The sequence below is a fragment of the Pseudoalteromonas luteoviolacea NCIMB 1942 genome, from assembly GCF_001625595.1.
In the GTDB taxonomy this organism is placed as follows: domain Bacteria; phylum Pseudomonadota; class Gammaproteobacteria; order Enterobacterales; family Alteromonadaceae; genus Pseudoalteromonas; species Pseudoalteromonas luteoviolacea_A.
The window spans coordinates 25,393-31,687 of record NZ_AUXT01000148.1 but is presented as its reverse complement, the minus strand read 5'-3'; the positions used below and the strand labels follow the sequence as shown (position 1 = coordinate 31,687).

Annotated in this window: 4 protein-coding genes; 3 read left to right on the top strand and 1 reads right to left on the bottom strand. The window is 41.0% G+C overall.

The window, feature by feature from the left end:
* Nucleotides 1-38: 38 nt before the first annotated feature.
* Complete coding sequence (locus tag N482_RS08985; protein ID WP_063376713.1) at nt 39-1,493, top strand: hypothetical protein; 1,455 nt, start codon at nt 39-41, stop codon at nt 1,491-1,493.
* A gap of 278 nt (nt 1,494-1,771) precedes the next feature.
* On the top strand, nt 1,772-2,446 hold the full coding sequence (gene trmB, locus N482_RS08980; RefSeq protein ID WP_063376719.1) for a tRNA (guanine(46)-N(7))-methyltransferase TrmB: 675 nt from the start codon (nt 1,772-1,774) through the stop codon (nt 2,444-2,446).
* Nucleotides 2,447-2,469: 23 nt separating this feature from the next.
* On the opposite strand, the gene N482_RS08975 is transcribed toward trmB, so the two are convergent.
* Nucleotides 2,470-4,356 (bottom strand): GGDEF domain-containing protein, encoded by a 1,887-nt coding sequence (locus N482_RS08975; protein ID WP_063376712.1) that lies wholly within the window; start codon nt 4,354-4,356, stop codon nt 2,470-2,472.
* Nucleotides 4,357-4,648: 292 nt separating this feature from the next.
* On the opposite strand from N482_RS08975, the gene panP reads away from it, so the two are divergent.
* Complete coding sequence (gene panP / locus N482_RS08970) at nt 4,649-6,274, top strand: pyridoxal-dependent aspartate 1-decarboxylase PanP (RefSeq protein ID WP_063376711.1); 1,626 nt, start codon at nt 4,649-4,651, stop codon at nt 6,272-6,274.
* The last annotated feature ends 21 nt before the right edge of the window (nt 6,275-6,295 follow it).

The following is a 6,295-nucleotide window of genomic DNA, read 5'->3' as shown; positions in this document are numbered from 1 at the left end:
ACTTGGAACTTGAATTCGGGATTGAATAAGGGATTTCTTTGAAAAAAAGTATTTTATCTGCACTAGCATTAGGTGCACTCAGTTTCCAAGCATACTCTGCAACCATTGACGGTTATCCACTTAAGAAGTATTCATTTTTTGAGGAAGAGATTGATGTCGATTTATGGGACAACTACAGAACAATTATTTACAGCGCGGATTCGGATAGATTCCAAATCGTCGACTTAGATGTGAGAACGCCACACTTTATCCAGTTAGCTGGAGATCCAAGCAAAATTACCGGTATGTGTAGTATTGAACATGATAAAGATTGGGCGTCTTATATCAATGGATGTAGGGTTTTGGGGGGCGTGGATGCTGACATTATTACTTCAAAAGATAACAAGTTTGATAAGCCTGTTTATTTTATTGCTGGCGCCGATATCGCATTTGGCTCTCAGAACCTAGGCAGCGGGCAAGATAAACTGACTAGATACTGGAATAATAAGACACTCTCTCCAATTTTTAAGCGCTTACTAGACAACGGCAAAGATATTGTTGTCTTAGCTCCTCTTGATGGTGACTATCTCATTACCTCTAAGTTATTTGAATATATAAAAGATAATTTTCAACAAGGCGATTATCATTCCAGTGTCATAGGGTTTAGTTATGGAGGCTTAATCGGTAAGCAGATGATTAGTCATCTAGAAGAGCAAGGGGTAGTACACAATATTTATAATTATATTTCTTTCGATGCACCGCACAAAGGGGCGAATGTACCTCACTCATTAACTATCAACTTTAAACGCGTTCAGGATAGACTATCAGATATTCTGGGTTGTCAGTGGATTAGCTTTTGTAGGGATGGTGAATCTCATATTTCTCGACTTTTGGAACAATTAACTGCTGGTGTTGCTGCAAAGTTATTGGTTACTGGTAATCAAGCAGACACGTACCTTGAACAAACGACTTACCCTTCATCGACTCGTAATGTGGCGTTTTCCAATGGTAGCTACACGGGTAATTCTATGAATATCCCAGCAGGTACAGAGTTAATAGAATTTAAGGTTGATTATGAAACTTGGGGGGATACGCAATACTCTGTAAGATCAATGAATATCTACCAAGATTATAAAGTGCCGCATTACTATACAACGCATGTTTTTGACAATGCGCCAGGCTCTTACGCTATGTCAGGTATTGAGCTTGATTATGAGTTTCGAAAGGAAGCGAGTAGTAATAGCGCTTTCTCAATTATAAAAAGTAACTTAAGAGAGAAAAACCTAACGCCTACTTTTATTCCGACAGTGAGTGCTTTAGATATGAACACATCAGAGTTAGACAGGGGCTTTGACATATCAAATGCCAATACGCCTTTTGACAAGGTATACGCTGTCAATGGCAAAAATTTAAGGCATGATGACTTTTCTTACCATGCAGACTCTCTGCATTATGAAATCAATAGAAAAGAATCTCATACAGCTGCCTTAATTGCAGTGTTGTTTCTTATGTAAAACAGAGATACTTTATTGAGTCAATGAAAGGCTCAATAAAGCTTTAACATGCGTTCAATTTAAAAGAGCCAAGTCATTGGTAAGTCTTGGTCAACTGACAGTCTTTTACCCTCGCCCGATTGCAAGTACATTCTAAATACTTAACCTTATACAAGTCATCGTTTTCAGGTGCCCAAACGTGAGTTTGTGTTATCTTCGAACAAATTTACTTGGGTACTATTTACTTTGCTCTCCAAGCTTCTAAAATTGGCCCATTTACAGATAAAAATACGAGTATCATGGCTGACGCAAACTCTCGAAGTATCACAACAAACCAGACTGGGCTGCATGAAAAGCTGGATGAAATCGTCCAAAAACATCTCAATGCAGAGTTCAAAAAGCCTATTGCTGAGCATACATTAAACGCATTTAATGAAGTAAATGAAAAGGTACAAGCTTTTGCAGGTCCAATTATTTTGGACTCATGTTGTGGCGTAGGTGAGAGCACAGCAAATCTCGCAAAAAAGCACCCTGAAGCGCTTGTCATCGGTATCGATAAATCTTCTCATAGGCTCGATAAGCATGATGTAGAATACAAGCAAGGCGAACACGGACAGTATATTTTAGTGCAAGCTGATTTGAATGATTTTTGGCGTTTGGCTTGTGAAGCTAAGTGGCAGCCTACACATCACTATTTGTTCTACCCAAACCCTTGGCCAAAGTCTAAACATATTCAACGCAGGTGGCACGGAGCTGCTGTATTTCCATTTATCGTCAAGCTAGGCGGTTGCCTAGAGGTGCGTAGTAATTGGGATATTTATGTAAAAGAGTTCTCGCGAGCACTACATTTGGCAGGTATTCATACACAAGTAGAGACTTATCATAGTGACGATGCGATTACGCCTTTTGAAAGAAAGTATTGGGCCAGTGGTCAGTCGAGTACGCGCCTCATCGTAGATATCAAGCCGTCATAAAATAGGCACCTTAGGTGCCTATTTTAGTTATGAAAGGCCGCAGCTTCTTGTTGCTCTTTTATATGCGGTGCAGCAGCGCCAATATAGGTGCCTTCAAACATAGTGATATGAGTTTCTTTGAGCTGTTGTAGCTGCGCTTTATTGGTGATCCCGGATACAATTAACGAAATTTCACTATTCTTACACTGCTCCCCAATATGTTTAACTAGCCCTTTTACTTGTTGGTTGTCAGCTAATTGCTCAATTAAAGTTTCTTCTAACTTTACCGCATTGATAGACATTTTCAGCATACGGCTGATAGTAAGTAAGCCACTGTTTCGTGAGTTGACTAATATATTGACACCTTTACTGCGCAAAATACTAATAATTGCCGACATATCGTTGAACTGGCTGATGAGCGCCTGCTCATCTAGTTCAAAAGTGATCAGGCTGGGCTGTGGGTAGCGGTTTATAGCTTGGCTAATATATTCCATCATTTGTGGGTCGCTCAAGTCCTGAGGAGTGAGGGCAAGGCTCCAAGCAACATTGGTTTTTCTGAATTGAGTAACGCACAACTCAAGCATCTGTCGTGTTAGCTGAGAGTTTAAGCGTGAGTGTTTTATTACCTCTCCAAACGCTTGGGACTTGAGTATGACACCTTGCTCGGTCAGTACCCGCGGTGTGCAGTGGTATTGCACAATTTTACCGTCTTGAATACGAGCTCGAGGCGTAAAATATGGAATGATGCGATGTTGATCAAAGGCACTTTGAACTGTTTTTGCAATTGCTAGGTTGGATTCTTGTAGTAACTTTGTTTTTTGCGTTTGCTGACCATAGATATAAGTTGTTTGGTGCAGTTGTTGTGCTTGTCTACAAGCGATAAACGCGTTTTCTAGAAGCAGGTTTTTATTGCCTTTGGCTATGCCTGCTTTGATTTGTATATATAAAAGAGGGTCTTCCAAAATAGAGCGTGAAAAAGGAAATTCTGATATCAAATTGTTTAAGTAGTGCTCTCCATTTGGTGTATCGCACATTAAAACAAGCTTGGATGTGGCAAGTCGATAAACTTTAAATGGTTTGGTAAAACCCTGAAAATGGTTCATCACGTTTTGAATGACCTTATCGCCGACGGCGGCACCATAGAAGCTAATAATCTCCTCAAGTTCGCAAATTGAAATGATAGCAAGGCTCAAATGTTGGCGTTTTGAACGCTGTAAATCTTGCTCTAAAGCGAGGCGATTGGCAAAACCTGTTCTTGCATCTGTAGTTAACGTGCGTCGGTAGACCAACAAGTACATTCCAGCCACTAACAGTGCTATACAAAAGAAAAAACTAGCAGAGAGCGCTGCTTGGGTCACATTGTCTTGAAGTTGTTCTTCTATATGAGAAATGGTGATATCAGCCCCCGTCAGGTAAATTTGTCCTTGTGGCGTGATATGTGGCACAAATATCGTCTTAAAGTGCCCCCATTTATCCTGTGATATTTCAAAAACTTCTTTTGTTGAGCGAAACGCTCCTTTATTTATTGTTGTTGCTTCGGGGTAGATATCTCTAAATTGCGTGACATCACCATTGGTGATGTCATCAACGGTGTAACTAGAGGCTGTAAAGCGCACGTGTGGAGAGTCATATACCATTGTATAAACGTACTCGACCCCCACAGCTCGTGCCAGTTTGGTAAGCTGTTCGCTAACCTGTTTAAATTCAGCTAGGCTTACCTCATTAAGGTCATCGTGATATTGTGCACCGACAAATAAGTTGGCACTTTGTGCAGCAGTACGCAGCCTCTTATCGATATCTTCCATGATCACGGTTTTTGTATTGTGGTAGGTGTAGTAAACGTAGCCTGCCAGAGATACTACGAAGGTGAGAAAACCCACTAAGACCCATGTGAAAGATAGGGTACGATGAGCAAAGTTCCATTTATTCATTGCAATTCCGGTTGCCTGAGCATTAACAATATTGCAAATTTTATAGCCTTGGAGGGTATTTTACAAAGTATTTCATAAAATGTCGGGACTTTATGTTCTTAAAAAGCGCTATTTTGTTTATTTATACGGAAAATAGCCATTAAGGTTACTTTTTTACGTCGCATTTGCAGACATTTCTGCAACTTTAAAGTAGAGTTAGTCATTTCGTAATAAATTAGCAAGGTAGATGTGCCTATCAGACGCAGCCTCGAGGCGCACACATCTACTTACTCTTTTGTGATTGGGAATTAGAATGGGTCCAAAGCGTTGTGCAGTCGCTTCTGAAGAAAGCTTAATGCGAATCTTTACCGTACCAGAAGCGCCAGGCTCTACACTCAGTAAAATAGAACAAGAAATCTCACATAACCTTGCTGGGTTTTTGAATGAGAACATTGCTGCTGTTGAGAAGCCTTTACACGAGATAGAGAAAGATTTTCAAACTGCTGCTATCTCTGAAGAGCCGACTTTTGTATCGGATTATGCTCAAGATATCATGGAGCAATTAGTTGCGCACTCGGTACATACCGCGTCTCCCAGCTTTATTGGTCACATGACTTCTGCATTGCCACACTTTTTACTGCCTTTGTCAAAGTTAATGGTGGGGTTAAACCAAAACCTCGTAAAAATTGAAACTTCTAAAGCTTTCACTCCGCTTGAGAGGCAGGTGCTCGGAATGATGCATCACTTGACCTATGGCCAAAGTGATGAGTTTTATCAAAAGTGGATGCACAGTGCTAAAAATGCACTTGGTGCGTTTTGCTCCGGTGGCACCATTGCTAACATTACAGCTTTGTGGATCGCCAGAAACCGTTTATTAAAACCCGATGGTGATTTTAAAGGTATATCCTCTCAAGGTATGTTCGCCGCTATGATGCATTATGGCTACAAAGGGTTAGCCGTATTGGTATCTGAACGTGGGCACTATTCATTAGGAAAAGCTGCTGATGTTTTAGGGATTGGACGTGAAAACTTCATAGCCATTCGTACCAATAAAGACAATAAAGTCGACATGCTTGCGATGCGTGAAAAAGCACGTGAACTAGAAGCGCAAGGGATTAAAGTGATGGCCATCGTAGGGGTAGCCGGCACAACGGAAACAGGTAGTATCGATCCACTCAATGAAATGGCGCAATTATGTGAAGAGCTGAATTGTCACTTCCATGTGGATGCTGCTTGGGGTGGGGCAACTTTACTGTCCAATACTTATAGACACCTTTTATCTGGGATTGAAAAGGCGGACTCAGTCACGATTGATGCTCATAAGCAGATGTACGTGCCGATGGGGGCTGGTATCGTATTATTTAAAGATCCTGCTGCTACAGATGTGATTGAGCACCATGCCGAATATATTCTACGTAAAGGTTCAAAAGACTTGGGTAGCCACACGCTAGAAGGGAGTCGTCCAGGAATGGCAATGCTGGTACATGCCTGTTTACAAGTCATTGGCCGTAAAGGGTATGAAATGCTGATAGATCACAGCATTGAAAAAGCGCACTACTTTGCAAAGCTAATTTCAGAGCAAGATGACTTTGAACTTATTTCTCATCCTGAACTGTGTTTGCTAACTTATCGCTATGTACCGAAAGCAATTAGAACAGCACTTGCGCAGGCTAATGAACAAGAAAAGTTAGATATATATGCTGCGTTAAATCGCCTGACCGCAAGTATGCAAAAAAGACAGCGTGAAACGGGGCGCTCTTTCGTATCTAGGACCCGATTGACACCAGAGCAATATGAAGGGCAACCAACGGTGGTATTTAGGGTTGTGTTAGCTAACCCATTAACTTCATATCAAATGCTGGCAGAGATATTGGAGGAGCAACGAGAAATGGCGCAGCATGACCCCATTATGAAAAAGTATCTAAGCAAATATCTATAAGTCTAAAAAAGGAGTACTTCA

What these genes read in the sequence shown, in the direction of transcription:
- trmB (WP_063376719.1), top strand. Translation starts at nt 1,772, where the DNA reads ATGGCTGACGCAAACTCTCGAAGTATCACAACAAACCAGACTGGGCTG.
- N482_RS08975 (WP_063376712.1), bottom strand. Translation starts at nt 4,356, where the DNA reads ATGAATAAATGGAACTTTGCTCATCGTACCCTATCTTTCACATGGGTC.
- panP (WP_063376711.1), top strand. Translation starts at nt 4,649, where the DNA reads ATGGGTCCAAAGCGTTGTGCAGTCGCTTCTGAAGAAAGCTTAATGCGA.